The following is a 13,110-nucleotide window of genomic DNA, read 5'->3' on the forward strand; positions in this document are numbered from 1 at the left end:
GCCAAAACGCCCCTTGAACACCCAATTTTATGGCTTGGCCGGTAATTCCAGCCTGCCCATTGGCTGTTTCTACCAAAGCGTCCCAATCCCCGCGCCTAAAACCAGACCGTTTAATGATACCGCCGAACTTTACCTAAAGGTGAGCGAATCGCGTTCCGCCCACCTTGGAAAGCCTGATTTTATGGTCAGACCTTGTATAATTCGCCGAATTTGGTCTTCAGATAATCCAGCAAAGGTGCCTCGGTCGGGGCCGTGCCCGTGGCGCGGGTGATCAGGTCTTTGGGCTCATAAAGGCCACCGTGGGTCTGCACATTATCTTTCAACCAAGCCGTGGCAGATCCGGTTTCCCCTTTGGCCAACTGGCTGTCCAGATCCGGAACATCCTTGCGCAACGCCGCGTTCAGGCAGCCCGCATAGACATTGCCCAAGGAATAGGTCGGGAAATAGCCAAACAGCCCCACCGACCAATGCACATCCTGCAAGACACCGTTGGACGGCTTATCAACCTCATAGCCGAAATCGGCCTTGAAACGGTCATTCCACGCGGCCTCAAGGCCATCGACCTGAAGATCGCCGCCCATCAAAGCCCGCTCGAGATCAAAACGCATCATGACATGCAGGTTATATTGCAACTCATCCGCTTCGGTGCGGATAAAGCCGTCAGACACCCGGTTCACGATCCGGTAGAACATATCCGCATCCGCGACGCCGAAATCGCCAAAGGCATCTTTCATCTGGCCAAACAGCCATTCCGTAAAGGCGCGGCTGCGGCCCAGCTGGTTTTCGTAAATACGGCTTTGGCTTTCATGGACCCCCATCGACACACCGGCCCCCAAAGGGGTCAGCAAATGGTCGCGGTCGATCCCTTGCTCATAGCAGGCATGACCGACCTCGTGGATGGTCGAATAAAAGCAATTGAACGGGTCCGTCTCGTTGGTGCGCGTGGTGATCCGCACATCAAGGCCCGATCCGCTTGAAAACGGATGCACTGCCTTGTCCACACGGCCCATGCTCATGTCATAGCCAAAGGTCTTGGCCAATTGCCGCGTCAGCTTCATCTGTGCGGATTCGTCAAATTTGCCTTCCAGTTTCGGCGGTGCCTCTGCCGCGCGCACAGCTTCGCGCAGGCGGGTCAATTCGGGGCGCAATGCACCAAACATCGCCTCAAGCTCGGCCCCCGTGGCACCCGGTTCATAATCGTCCAGCATCGCATCATAGACGTCGCCACCGGCGGCCAGCGCCATGCCCTCCTCACGTTTCAACGTGATCACTTCGGACAGGGTCGATGCAAACGCCTTGAAATCATCTGCTTCGCGCGCCTCGGCCCAGATGCCTTGCGCCTCAGAGGTGACCCGCGCCAGACGGGCGGCCAATGCGGCAGGCACCTTGCTGGCCCGCGCATGGGACCGCCGGATATGGCGCAATTGCGCGCTTCCGGCCTCATCCAGATGGCCTTCGTCGATCATCCCCAGCCAGTCCGCAATGCGCGAATCCACCCGCCGTGCATGCAAGACCCCTTCGATGGCGGCCATTTCTTCGCCCCGTTGGGGGGCCGCACCGCGTGGCATCATGGTTTCCTGGTCCCACCCCAAACGCCCCGCAATCTGGGACAGCGCCTCTGTTTCGCGTTGAAACGCCATCAGATCATCAAAAGCACTCATTTGGTTTTTCCTCTCAGGGAAGTTGGAATGGGATAGCCGCTTAGGAACCGCGCCCGCAGAATAAGGACCCACAAGACCACAGCGAGTACCTGATGCCAAATGGCGATATGCACCGGGGCCGCGTTCAAAACAGTGACGATGCCCAGCACAACCTGCCCCGCCATGGCCAGCATCATCAGATTGAAGGCGCTGCGCGTGTTTGGATGTGCCGATGTGCGCCCGCGCAGCCATACGACCACGGCAAAAGCAAGCAACAAATAGCCGGCCATGCGGTGCATGAACTGCACAAGCCCCGGATTTTCAAAGAAATTCCGCCAGACCGGCGTGATGCTGAATGCATCGGGTGGAAAGAACTGCCCCTGCATCAACGGCCAATCGACGAAATAGCGCCCCGCATCAATGCCAGCGACCAAAGCACCCAGCAAAATCTGCAGGAATGCGAAATGCAGCAGCCCGGTGGACATGCCAAACAGTTTGCTTTCCTTAGCCCGACGCGCCTGCATCAGGTCCTTCTCGGGACGGCCCAGCATCAAGGCGTACCAGGTGATGAACCCCAGGATCACAAACGCCAGCCCCAGATGTGTGGCAAGCCTGTAGCTGGCCACATCCAAAACCGCCTCGCCCGTGGTGACGCCCGAGGATACCATCCACCAGCCAATCGCGCCTTGCAGGCCCCCAAGCCCGCCCAGCAACAGCAAACGCCCCGTCCAGCCGGTCGGAATTTGGCGGCGCAGCAAGAACCACAAGAACCCGATCGCCCAAACCAGCCCGATCACGCGGCCCAGTTGACGATGGCCCCATTCCCACCAGTAAATCAGTTTGAAATCGCTCAGTTGCATCCAGGAATTTTGCACTAGGAATTCGTCGATCTCCTGGTATTTGGCAAATTCCGATTGCCAGTCCGCCTCGTTCAGCGGTGGCATCGCCCCGGTAAAGGGCCGCCATTCAGTGATGCTGAGCCCGCTATCGGTCAACCGCGTCAGACCACCAACGGCGATCATGACAAAGACCAGCGCGAACAGCATGAACAGCCAGATGCGAATGGCACCGCGTGCGCCGCCCCGCCCCCGATCAATCCCGCCGGTATGTGCAACAGGGCGCGCCGCTTGTGCATCGCCCACTTCCTCAAAAAGCTTACGTTTCTCGGCCATGGTGCCTCTTGTCTGCTAGGTTTGTTGCAGAAATAGGTCACGTAGGCGCAAAGGTCTAGCCGCGCTCTTTCCAGCGTACCATCTGTCGCAGGGTGCCATGCAACATCTGCACATCCGCACGCGTCAACGGCAGGCGCGACCACATGTTGCGCAGATTGACCTTCATGCTGGTGGCCTTGTGTTCGGGATAAAAGAATCCTGCCACATCCAGCCGTTCCTCGAAATGCCGCGCCAGATGCTCGATCTCGCTGTTGTCGGCCCAATCGGTGCCTGCCATCTCGACCTGCTGGGGCACCACCTCGGATTGGGCGCGCATCCATTCATAGCCCATCAACAGCACACATTGCGCCAGATTAAGCGAGGCAAACTGCGGATTCACCGGCACCGATACAATCGCATTGGCCCTTGCAATATCGTCATTCTCAAGCCCTGCCCGCTCCGGCCCGAACATCACCGCGACCCGCTGGCCCTGGGCAATCAGTTCAGCCGCCTTGGCCATCGCGGCTTCGGGGCTGTACATCGGCTTGGTCAAATCCCGCTCGCGCGCGGTGGTGGCAAAGACAAAGGCCGCATCCCCCAACGATCCCGCCAGATCGTCATAAACGACCGCCTCGTCCAGCAACCGCCCCGCACCCGACGCCATGGCATCGGCAGCAGGGTTCGGCCAGCCGTCACGCGGTGCGACAATGCGCATCCGGTCCAGACCGAAATTCCACATCGCGCGCGCAGCGGCACCGATATTCTCGCCCATTTGCGGGCGCACCAACACAAAAGCCGGTATCTTGGGGTTCTCTACAGTATCATTCATGCCTGCCTCTTACCCGCGCAACGCTACTCTCACAAGAACGCCCCCTGCTTCCAAATGGTAAAAAATCCCCGCCGGAGGCATAAAAGTTTTTCTTTCCCTGCGCGATCCGTTAATTGGCACCAACACAGCAAAGGACCGCTTGCCATGACAACGCCCGAACAGCCGCAGCTTTACCTGATCACCCCGCCCGAATTCGAGCTGGAAACCTTTCCCCAGACATTGGCCCGCGTTCTTGACACCCAACCCTTCGCCTGCGTGCGCCTCGCGCTCAGCACCCGCGACGAAGATGTGGTGCTGCGCGCCGCAGATGCGGTGCGTGAAATCACCGATGCGCGCGACATTGCGATGGTGATTGCCGACCACACATTGCTGGCCGAACGCATCGGGTTGGACGGTGTCCACCTGACGGATGCCGCGCGTTCCGTGCGCCATGCCCGCAAAACCCTTGGAGAAGACGCCATCGTCGGCAGCTATTGCGCAGGATCGCGCCATGACGGCATGGCCGCAGGCGAGGCCGGTGCCGATTACATCAGCTTTGGCCCCGTGCGCCCCAGTGCGCTGGATGACGGATCCTATGCAGAACTGGATCTGTTTCAGTGGTGGTCCGAAGTGATCGAAGTGCCTTGCGTCGCCGAAGGTGGTCTGGACGAGGCGCTGATCCGCACCCTCACCCCCTTTACCGATTTCTTTGGCATCGGCGATGAAATCTGGGCATCAGACAATCCGGCCCAAACACTGGCCACCCTCGTCGCCGCGATGAAGTGAGATCAGGCGGGTGTTATAAAAACACCCGCTCGACGAACCAATAGGCCCCCACGGCCGCGATCCCGACAGAGGCCGGGACCGCCACAAACCGCCGGTATGGCGCGGCTGTCTGGCGAAATTGAACCGACAGAAAGCACGCCGTAAAGACCAGCGCAAAGGGTACCAGGAACAACGGCACAGGGGCCTCCAGCGCGGCGGCAACATCCGGCATCGGCACAAAGCACAGAGCCAAAGCGGCAATCGCCAGCCCGGTATAAAGCAGCTTTGCCCCCTGCGCCCCGCCGGCACCCCGCGCCACGCGCAAGGCTTGCCAGACGCACAGCGCCATGATTGCGATCACTGTCAGCTGGCCGATCTCGACCCCAATGTTAAACCCGATCAGCGCCGGAATGAACTGGTCTTCAGGCAGGCCGAATTCCCCCAGAACCGACGCAAAGCCCAGCCCGTGCAGCAGCCCGAACCCGAAAATCACAAAGGGCCGCCAACGGCTTAGCCCCGAGGTAAAGATGTTTTCGACAGCGACATAAACAATGGATGCAGCGATCAGCGGCTCCACGATCGACCCCGGCACCGTCACCACCCCAAGCGCCCCAAGCGCCAGCGTCACCGTATGCGCCGCCGTAAAGGCCGACACCTGCCAGATCAGCGGTTTCAGCTGTGTCGACAAAAAGAACAGGCCCAGCACGAACAAGATGTGATCCAGACCTTTGGGCAGGATGTGGTCAAACCCCACGGGAATATAGGTCAAAAACGCCTGCCATGCGGTTTCCTGCCCGCCGCCCGTCAGAACGATCTCGGGGCTTTGCGCGCCGCCCTCCAGATAGCCGGTATAGGGGTCCTGGACCCCTTGTTGCCGCAAGACCATCGCGCCCGATCCGGCAGGCCAGGCCACCACGACGGCCCGCGCCTCCGCAGGGATCCGGGCTTGCAGCAGCACTTGCGAAATCCGCGGCAGCTCTTCGTTCACATTTTCGGGAACACTGACCGACACGGTTTCCAGATCTACCGCCTGCCCGTCGACGCGCAGCAAGGGGCCCGCGTTCCATGCGGCCAGCAGTTCCGGCACTCGCGCAGCAATCTGTTCGGCCGGCAAGGCGCGCAAACTGTCATAATCCCCTGCATTTTCGGCATCATTGGTGTCTGCGACCGCATCCAGATCAATCCCAGACAACAGCGCCTCAAGGTTGACCCGCAACGACAGATCAGCGATGCCATCCGCCACGGTCAAATCCGCAATGGTCGGGACCACCTCATGTGCACGCACCGCCCCCGTCACAGCACTTGACAAAAGCACCGCATAGACCAGCTTGAGCATTACTTTATATAAGGTGTCTATCATGTTTCTGTCCCGTCTTGCGCTTGTGATGTCTGTCGGTTTTGCCGCATTTCCGGCCGTTGCCCATGAATTCTGGCTCGAAGCGCCGACATATCAAGTAAAGCCCGGCGCGGAATTGACAACCAGCATAAAGAACGGCCAGATTTTTGAAGGCACCGATATCGCCTATTTCTCGAACCGGACAGATCGTTTTGACCTGACCTTCGAGGGGGAAACCCTCCCGATCCAAAGCCGCATGGGCGATTCCCCCGCGTTGCAGACCAAAGCACCCCCCCGTGACGGTTTGCTGATCGTCGCCCACGAGGCATCGCCGTCCTCGCTGACGTATAAAGACTGGGACACCTTTGTCGGCTTTACCGAACACAAGGATTTCAAAACTGCAGTGGCCGAACACCGCGCCGCCGGTTACCCCCAAGACAGGGTGCGCGAACGCTATACCCGCCATTCCAAGGCTTTGATTGCCATTGGCGACGGCCACGGCAGCGACATAAATCTCGGGCTCCAGACCGAACTGACCGCGTTGACGAACCCCTATGACCCGGATTTCGACGGAAACATGACGGTCGCGCTGACCTATCAAGGGGAACCGCGCAGCGATGTGCAGATCGAAGTCTATGCGAAATCCGCCGAAACCGAACCGACAGTCACCGTGTATCGCAGTGACGACGCGGGCCATCTGACCTTTCCGGTGACCGCCGGCATGACCTATCTGGTGGATTCAGTGGTCCTGCGCCCCGCAGCGGATGCAGGCAAAACCGCCACCAGCCCCCATTGGGAAAGCCTCTGGGCATCCTTGACCTTTGCCGTGCCCAAGTGATCGCAGTCTGTTCCCTGACACATTCAACCGGGCTTGCGCCTTGGCGCTGGTCTGGGCAATACGGACCCCATGACAGATACACCTGAAATTCTTTGCATCGGCTCGGTCCTGTGGGACATCATCGGGCGCGCTGAAACCCAAATGCGGCAGGGCTCGGATATGCCGGGGCGCATCACGCGCCTGCCCGGCGGCGTCGCCCTGAACATTGCGATGGCCCTGGCCCGTTTCGGCCTGTCGCCCGCGCTGATCAGCGCCGTGGGCCGCGACGCAGAAGGCGACGAGTTGATCGCGGCGTGCAAGCTGCGCGGGCTGAACACCGATTACGTCTACCGGTCTGACGATCTGCCTACCGATCAATATATGGCGGTCGAAGGCACGAACGGCCTGATCGCCGCCATTGCGGACGCCCATTCGCTCGAGGCCGCCGGCGATAAAATCCTGCGCCCCTTTGCCGACGGGTCACTGGCAACGCCCTACACAGGGGCCGTCGCCCTTGATGGCAACCTGACCCTTGATCTGCTGGCCGAAATGGCGCGCAGCCCGCTGTTGGCAAATGCCGATCTGCGCGTGGCACCTGCCAGCCCCGGCAAGGCCATGCGCCTGAGCCCCTTTATCCAGGCCAAACGCGGCACGCTTTATGTCAACCTCGAGGAAGCCGGACTGCTGTGCCAGACCACCTTTGACAATTCGCGCGATGCGGCCACCACCCTGCTGGACCGCGGCGCTGTCAGGGCCGTTGTCACCGATGGCGGCAACCCCGCGACCGTTGGCCAGTCAAGCGGCCTGATCACCCAGATCCCGCCCGCCGTATCCGTCACCCGCGTGACCGGCGCTGGCGATACCTTTATGGCGGCCCATATCGCGGCCGAGATCCAGGGGGCCACAGCCGATGCTGCCTTGACCCATGCCCTTGAAGCCGCTGCACAATATGTTTCCGGAGAGACCAAAATATGATCCCCCTGCACCGCTGCGCCGAAGTTGCCAAAGCCCACCGTGACGGCACGCCGATCGTCGCCCTCGAAAGCACGATCATCACCCACGGCATGCCCTATCCGCAAAACCTCGAGGTCGCCCGCCAGGTCGAAGCCGACGTGCGCGCAGCCGGTGCCACCCCTGCGACCATCGCCGTGATCAACGGGCAGCTTCACATCGGGCTCGAGGACGCCGAGCTGGAGAAACTGGCCCAGGCCAAAGGCGTCGCAAAACTCTCGCGCGCCGATATGGCCGCCTGTATCGCCACAGGTGGCACAGGGGCCACCACCGTGGCCGCCACCATGATTGCGGCACATCTGGCAGACATCTGTGTGTTTGCCACCGGCGGCATCGGCGGCGTGCATAAAGGTGCCGAAACCTCGTTCGACATCTCGGCCGACCTGCTGGAACTGGCCCAAACCCCCGTTACCGTGGTTGCTGCCGGTGCCAAGGCCATCCTCGACGTAGCCAAAACCCTCGAAGTGCTGGAAACCCAAGGCGTGCCTGTGATCACCGTGGGTCAGGACAGCTTTCCCGCGTTCTGGAGCAGCACCTCGGCCCTGCGATCCCCGCTGCGCATGGATGACCCCGCCCAGATCGCAGCAGCACACGTGACCCGGGCGCAATTGGGCCTGCCCGGTGGTCAACTTGTCGCCAACCCGATCCCGTCCGCCGACGAAATCCCGGCCGCCGACCTTGCCCCGATCATCGCCACCGCACAAAATGACGCAAATACCCACGGGATCACCGGCAAAGCCGTCACCCCCTATTTGCTGCAACGGATTTTCGAACTGACCGAAGGCAAATCCCTGACCGCAAACATCGCACTGGTCCGCAATAACGCACGTCTGGCGTCCAGAATAGCGGCAGCACTGGCCCTGAAAGTCAATTGATGCCCGAAATCCATCCACCGTCCATTGTAGGCTAACATCAAAGCACTTAGCTCTGGCTGGACACTTATTTGGAAGACATAAACGCCGATGAACACGCCTTTCACGCCCCATAGCCCGCCTCCTTTGCCAAAACGCACGGTTTTTGCCCGGCTGCGGGGATCGTTTTTAACGGGCCTGGTTGTGATTGCACCGGTGGGCCTGACGATCTGGCTGATCTGGTCGGTCATCGGCTGGATCGATGGCATCGTGCTGCCCATGGTGCCCTTGAACTACCATCCCGACCGGTTGATCCAGACCTATTTCGGGCTTGATCCTTCGGCGCAAATCAACGTCCGCGGGATCGGCGTGATCATCTTTTTGCTGTTCACCATCATCGTCGGCTGGCTGGCCAAAGGCATCATCGGGCGGTCCTTCATCCGCTTTGCCGAAGGGCTGGTGCAACGCACCCCCGTCGTGCGCACCATTTATTCGGGTATCAAACAGATTTCCGAAACGATTTTCGCGCAAGGCGAACGCAGCTTCGAGACCGCCTGCATGGTGGAATATCCCCGTCCCGGGGCATGGGCGCTCGGGTTTATCTCGATCGCAGCCAAAGGCGAAGTGGCCCGCCACGTTGGCGTCGACAAGGAACTGGTCGGCGTGTTCATCCCCACGACGCCAAACCCCACTTCCGGATTCTTGCTGTTTTTCCCGCGTGAAGACGTGATTGAACTGGCTATGACGGTCGAGGATGCCGCCAAGCTGGTCATCTCCGCAGGCCTTGTCTATCCGGCCGAACGGCCCCTGCCCGTCGAAGGCGCGCAAATCGATACAGCGGATCAAAAACCGTCCAAAACCGCCCTGAACTCATCGCCCGCACCCTGACGACGCGGTATCGCCCAAAAGGCAAATCACGCGCTGACCCCCGTTTAGCTTATGATCCGGAATAAAGGGCAGATGCCTCCGGCGGGGATATTTAAAAGCCAGAGAATGAAGGACCGGCGCAGTCCCTTCTCTGGCTTTAAAATATCCTCGCCGAAGGCGAAAAACTTGCTACAGCGCGGTCCAGCCCCCATCGACGCTGACTGTCGTTCCGGTGATTTGTGCCGCCGCATCCGAGCACAAGAAGGTGGCGGTGCCGCCCAATTGTTCAACAGTCGCGAATTCCTTGCTGGGCTGGCGTACCAGCATGACGTTCTTGATCACCTCTTCGCGGCTCATGCCGTATTCTTTCATCGTGTCGGGGATTTGCTTTTCGACGATGTCGGTCAGAACATAGCCGGGGCAGATGGCGTTACAGGTGATCGCTTCTTTGGCTGTCTCGAGGGCGGTGGTTTTGGTAAGCCCCACGATGCCGTGTTTTGCTGCGACATATGCTGATTTAAACGGGGACGCCGTCAGGCCATGTGCAGACGAGATGTTCACGACCCTGCCCCAGCCGGCTTTGCGCATCATCGGCAGCGCCATCGCGGTGGTATGAAATGCCGAGCTGAGGTTGATCGCGATGATTGCGTCCCATTTATCCACCGGAAAATCGGGGATCGGGGCCACGTGCTGGATGCCTGCGTTGTTTATCAGAATATCGCAATGCCCCGCATCCATGACAAACTGTCGGCATTCCTCCCCTTTGGACATATCCGCCTTGATATAGCGCGCTTTGGTGCCGGTTTCCTTGGAGATCGCTTCGGCGATGGCGTGGTCTTCGTCGCGGTCGGTGAACGAGTTCAGCACGACATCGGCACCGGCGCGCGCCAGGGCCCAGGCGATCCCAAGGCCAATGCCCGAATTCGAGCCCGTAATAAGAGCGGTTTTTTGCGAAAGGTCGATGGTATAGGCCATGGTGTTCTCCTGCGGTTTCTGCGACTGCATCATGGAATGCGGCCGGTCCGATTGAAATGGCTAAATTCTGCTGACAGCTGCGATCTGGCCGAAATTGATGAGAATAAAACCAAACCCCCACGGGCAAAAAAAAACGTCCGCACGAAGCGGACGTTAAGTTATTGAGGCAGGTTTCATACAGGCAAGAAACCTATCGAGCAGTAAGGTCTTTATACGCAAACCTTCGCCGTAATCCAAGCTTAAAGTTTGATAAGCCCCCTCAGCGCGGCTAAGAGTTGGCCTAATAAAACAAGGGTAGAGCAGGATTGTTTCGAAAATGACCTCATATTTTTTCCAAACCTGTCGGGCAGTTGCGGCTGTTTCCTCACTGATTCTGTCTGGCCTTGCAGTAACTGCCGCGCCGATGCACGGGATATCTATGTATGGGGACCCCGCCTTGCCACCGGATTTTGTGTCTCTGCCTTATTCGAACCCAGATGCGCCAAAGGGCGGCAAAATTGTTCTGGGCAACACCGGCGGCTTTGACAGCCTTAACCCTTTCGTGCGCAAAGGCACCGCGCCGTGGCAGTTGCCTTTTTTCACCCACGAGACGTTAATGGGCCGATCCTGGGACGAACCTTTCACGCTTTACGGTCTTTTGGCCGAATCGATTGAGGTCGCCGAGGACCGGTCCTGGGTGGAATTCACGCTAAGACCGGAGGCGCGGTTTGCCGACGGCAGCCCCGTCACCGCCCAGGACGTGATCTTCAGCTACGATCTGCTGGGATCCGAAGGGCATCCGCGCTATCACGGGCTGCGCGCGCAGATCGACAGCATCTCCCAGACCGGCCCCCGCAGCGTCCGGATGGCGTTCAACACCGAGAACCGCGAATTGGCGCTGTTGGCGGGCATGCGTCCGATCCTGAGCAAGGCGCAATGGGAAGGTCGCGATTTTGCCAATGCGCCTTTGGCCGATATTCCTGTGGGCTCCGGTCCCTATACCGTAACCGATTATCAGGCCGGGCGTCAGGTGACCCTGACGCGCAATCCCGAGTATTGGGGCAAAGACGTGCCATTCCGGCGCGGCACCCACAACATCGACCAGATCAAGCTTGATTTCTATGGTGATGCCAATGTGCTGTTCGAGGCGTTCAAGGCGGGCGAAATCTCGGCGATACGGGAATTCAACGCCGAAAGCTGGGACACCCAGTATGATTTTCCGGCGATCCAGCGCGGCGACGTGGTGAAGTCTGTCTTCACCCATGAAAAACCGTCCGGCATGACCGGTTTCGTGATGAACACCCGCCGCGCGCCCTTTGACGATATCCGCGTGCGCGAGGCGATGATTGCCGCGTTCAACTTTGAATATATAAGCGAGACCCTGACCGGCGGGGCGCAACCCCGGATCACCTCGTATTTTTCGAACTCGCCCTTGGCGATGACCCATGGCCCCGCCGAGGGCCGCGTGGCCGAATTATTGGCCCCCTTCAAAGACAGCCTGCCAGAGGGCGCGCTGGACGGGTATGCCCTGCCCGCTTCAGACGGATCGGCACGCAACCGGTCGGGCATTCGCACCGCGATGAAAGCCCTGCAAGACGCCGGATACACCGCGCAGGATGGCACAATGCGCGATGCAAACGGCAAGGCGCTGCGCTTTGACATTCTGCTGTCCAAGGGCAGTACCGAAAACATGGCAATTGCCGAGCTTTATATCCAGGCGCTCAAGCGGTTGGGGATCGCGGCCGCTGTCGAGGCGGTTGATGACGCGCAATTCGTGTCGCGCAATGCCGAGTTCGATTTTGATATGGCGATCTTCCGGCGGGCGCTTTCGTTAAGCCCGGGCAACGAGCAGCGCTATTATTGGGGATCAGAGGCAGCAGTCCAGCCGGGCAGTCGCAATATGATGGGCGCGAAATCCCCCGCCATTGATGCCATGATTGATAGGATGGTCAGCGCCACCACAGCGCAGGATTTCATCGCCGCAACCCGCGCGCTGGACCGTGTGTTGACCGCAGGGCGCTATGTGGTGCCGTTCTGGCAGTTCACCCAAGACCGCATCGCCCATGTTGCGCAGATGAAATACCCCGACCACGTGCCGCTATACGGGGATGGGCCGAATTACATGCCCGAGGTCTGGTGGATTGAGACAGAGCGTTAAGGGCGGCGTTAAGGGGCATATAGCGCGGGTCGGTGACCGGTGGCTGAACGGCCCTTCGGGGAGAGTTTATTTGGCAAAATGAAGCCGAGCGGGGCGGGTTACGTTAGGGAGGTGACCCAGAGGATTGTTGCGTCTTCATCGCTGGTGGAGACGACATTATGGCCCATCGCAGCGTCATAATAGGCGCTGTCGCCGCGGCGCATTTCCACGGGTTCGTAGAATTCGGTGTAAAGCCGGATCACGCCGGTCAGCACATAGAGGAATTCTTCGCCATCGTGGCGCACCCAGCCGTCGAATTCTTCCATTTTGCGGGCACGGATGCGGGCGCGGTAGGGCAGCATCTGTTTCTTGCGCAAGGTATCGGCCAACAGGTCATGTTCGTAGGTGGTGGTGGCCTTGCTGGTGCCTTCGCCGGATTTGGTAACAGCCATGCGCCCGTTGATCTGGCCGGCAGAGGGCGGCGTAAATAATTGCGGCACCGAGATTTCCAGCCCCACAGCAAGTTTTTTCAGCGCGTCATAGGTGGGCGACATCTGCCCGTTTTCGATTTTGCTGAGGGTTGAACGCGCCAGCCCCGCCTGATTGGCGGCTTGTTCCAGCGTCCAGTTGCGGGCTTTGCGCAGCTCGCGCACCCGCGCGCCCAGATCAACGGGCGGGGCGGTTTCGGCTTTGCCGCTTTCGCGGGCAATCTGGATAAGGGATTTCGGGGCCTGGTCGGTCATAGCTTGCGTATATAGCCCGTCCATCCCGCT

General features: G+C 59.6%; 12 protein-coding genes. 6 read left to right on the forward strand and 6 right to left on the reverse strand.

Features of this window, described 5'->3' with window-relative positions:
* Window positions 1-185 precede the first annotated feature (185 nt).
* From ACSQ13_RS07545 to ACSQ13_RS07555, 3 genes are read right to left on the reverse strand one after another with little or no spacing between them, the layout of a single operon-like run.
* Complete coding sequence (locus ACSQ13_RS07545) at window positions 186-1,661, reverse strand: carboxypeptidase M32 (RefSeq protein WP_176249171.1); 1,476 nt, start codon at window positions 1,659-1,661, stop codon at window positions 186-188.
* Entirely contained in the window at window positions 1,658-2,812 is a 1,155-nt protein-coding gene (ctaA, locus tag ACSQ13_RS07550; protein ID WP_176249172.1) for a heme A synthase, read from the reverse strand. The genes ACSQ13_RS07545 and ctaA overlap by 4 nt, the downstream gene beginning before the upstream one ends.
* Window positions 2,813-2,867: 55 nt before the next feature.
* A complete protein-coding gene (locus ACSQ13_RS07555) occupies window positions 2,868-3,620 on the reverse strand; it encodes an RNA methyltransferase (RefSeq protein WP_295509079.1) in 753 nt (250 codons plus the stop codon).
* A gap of 144 nt (window positions 3,621-3,764) precedes the next feature.
* Between ACSQ13_RS07555 and ACSQ13_RS07560 the strand changes: the two genes are divergently transcribed.
* Window positions 3,765-4,385, forward strand: coding sequence for a thiamine phosphate synthase (locus ACSQ13_RS07560; protein ID WP_295509082.1), 621 nt, complete (start codon window positions 3,765-3,767; stop codon window positions 4,383-4,385).
* Between the two features lie 13 nt (window positions 4,386-4,398).
* Here ACSQ13_RS07560 and ACSQ13_RS07565 read toward each other — a convergent pair whose 3' ends face one another.
* On the reverse strand, window positions 4,399-5,724 hold the full coding sequence (locus tag ACSQ13_RS07565; protein WP_295509083.1) for a HupE/UreJ family protein: 1,326 nt from the start codon (window positions 5,722-5,724) through the stop codon (window positions 4,399-4,401).
* Between ACSQ13_RS07565 and ACSQ13_RS07570 the strand changes: the two genes are divergently transcribed.
* The 4 genes from ACSQ13_RS07570 (at window position 5,723) to ACSQ13_RS07585 (ending at window position 9,267) form a co-directional block, all read left to right on the forward strand.
* A complete protein-coding gene (locus ACSQ13_RS07570; RefSeq protein ID WP_176249176.1) occupies window positions 5,723-6,538 on the forward strand; it encodes a DUF4198 domain-containing protein in 816 nt (271 codons plus the stop codon). The genes ACSQ13_RS07565 and ACSQ13_RS07570 overlap by 2 nt on opposite strands.
* A 69-nt stretch (window positions 6,539-6,607) precedes the next feature.
* Window positions 6,608-7,492, forward strand: coding sequence for a PfkB family carbohydrate kinase (locus tag ACSQ13_RS07575; RefSeq protein ID WP_295509084.1), 885 nt, complete (start codon window positions 6,608-6,610; stop codon window positions 7,490-7,492).
* The gene (locus tag ACSQ13_RS07580; RefSeq protein WP_295509087.1) at window positions 7,489-8,403 is read left to right on the forward strand and encodes a pseudouridine-5'-phosphate glycosidase; all 915 of its coding nucleotides are present in this window, start codon (window positions 7,489-7,491) and stop codon (window positions 8,401-8,403) included. Before ACSQ13_RS07575 ends, ACSQ13_RS07580 begins: the two co-directional genes overlap by 4 nt.
* An 87-nt stretch (window positions 8,404-8,490) precedes the next feature.
* On the forward strand, window positions 8,491-9,267 hold the full coding sequence (locus ACSQ13_RS07585; protein WP_176249179.1) for a DUF502 domain-containing protein: 777 nt from the start codon (window positions 8,491-8,493) through the stop codon (window positions 9,265-9,267).
* Window positions 9,268-9,435: 168 nt separating this feature from the next.
* On the opposite strand, the gene ACSQ13_RS07590 is transcribed toward ACSQ13_RS07585, so the two are convergent.
* Entirely contained in the window at window positions 9,436-10,221 is a 786-nt protein-coding gene (locus ACSQ13_RS07590; protein WP_295509088.1) for a 3-hydroxybutyrate dehydrogenase, read from the reverse strand.
* Window positions 10,222-10,639: 418 nt separating this feature from the next.
* Here ACSQ13_RS07590 and ACSQ13_RS07595 point away from each other — a divergent pair, with 418 nt between their 5' ends.
* Window positions 10,640-12,358 carry an extracellular solute-binding protein gene (locus ACSQ13_RS07595; protein WP_295509091.1) on the forward strand — a complete coding sequence of 573 codons (1,719 nt, stop codon included), beginning with the start codon at window positions 10,640-10,642 and terminating at the stop codon, window positions 12,356-12,358.
* A gap of 98 nt (window positions 12,359-12,456) precedes the next feature.
* Here the strand turns inward: ACSQ13_RS07595 and ACSQ13_RS07600 are convergent, their stop codons facing one another.
* Complete coding sequence (locus ACSQ13_RS07600) at window positions 12,457-13,080, reverse strand: helix-turn-helix domain-containing protein (RefSeq protein WP_176249182.1); 624 nt, start codon at window positions 13,078-13,080, stop codon at window positions 12,457-12,459.
* Between the last annotated feature and the right edge of the window lie 30 nt (window positions 13,081-13,110).

Source organism: Sulfitobacter sp. SH22 (assembly GCF_965641905.1).
Taxonomy (GTDB): domain Bacteria; phylum Pseudomonadota; class Alphaproteobacteria; order Rhodobacterales; family Rhodobacteraceae; genus Sulfitobacter.

What these genes read in the sequence shown, in the direction of transcription:
- ACSQ13_RS07545 (WP_176249171.1), bottom strand. Translation starts at nt 1,661, where the DNA reads ATGAGTGCTTTTGATGATCTGATGGCGTTTCAACGCGAAACAGAGGCG.
- ctaA (WP_176249172.1), bottom strand. Translation starts at nt 2,812, where the DNA reads ATGGCCGAGAAACGTAAGCTTTTTGAGGAAGTGGGCGATGCACAAGCG.
- ACSQ13_RS07555 (WP_295509079.1), bottom strand. Translation starts at nt 3,620, where the DNA reads ATGAATGATACTGTAGAGAACCCCAAGATACCGGCTTTTGTGTTGGTG.
- ACSQ13_RS07560 (WP_295509082.1), top strand. Translation starts at nt 3,765, where the DNA reads ATGACAACGCCCGAACAGCCGCAGCTTTACCTGATCACCCCGCCCGAA.
- ACSQ13_RS07570 (WP_176249176.1), top strand. Translation starts at nt 5,723, where the DNA reads ATGTTTCTGTCCCGTCTTGCGCTTGTGATGTCTGTCGGTTTTGCCGCA.
- ACSQ13_RS07565 (WP_295509083.1), bottom strand. Translation starts at nt 5,724, where the DNA reads ATGATAGACACCTTATATAAAGTAATGCTCAAGCTGGTCTATGCGGTG.
- ACSQ13_RS07575 (WP_295509084.1), top strand. Translation starts at nt 6,608, where the DNA reads ATGACAGATACACCTGAAATTCTTTGCATCGGCTCGGTCCTGTGGGAC.
- ACSQ13_RS07580 (WP_295509087.1), top strand. Translation starts at nt 7,489, where the DNA reads ATGATCCCCCTGCACCGCTGCGCCGAAGTTGCCAAAGCCCACCGTGAC.
- ACSQ13_RS07585 (WP_176249179.1), top strand. Translation starts at nt 8,491, where the DNA reads ATGAACACGCCTTTCACGCCCCATAGCCCGCCTCCTTTGCCAAAACGC.
- ACSQ13_RS07590 (WP_295509088.1), bottom strand. Translation starts at nt 10,221, where the DNA reads ATGGCCTATACCATCGACCTTTCGCAAAAAACCGCTCTTATTACGGGC.
- ACSQ13_RS07595 (WP_295509091.1), top strand. Translation starts at nt 10,640, where the DNA reads ATGTATGGGGACCCCGCCTTGCCACCGGATTTTGTGTCTCTGCCTTAT.
- ACSQ13_RS07600 (WP_176249182.1), bottom strand. Translation starts at nt 13,080, where the DNA reads ATGACCGACCAGGCCCCGAAATCCCTTATCCAGATTGCCCGCGAAAGC.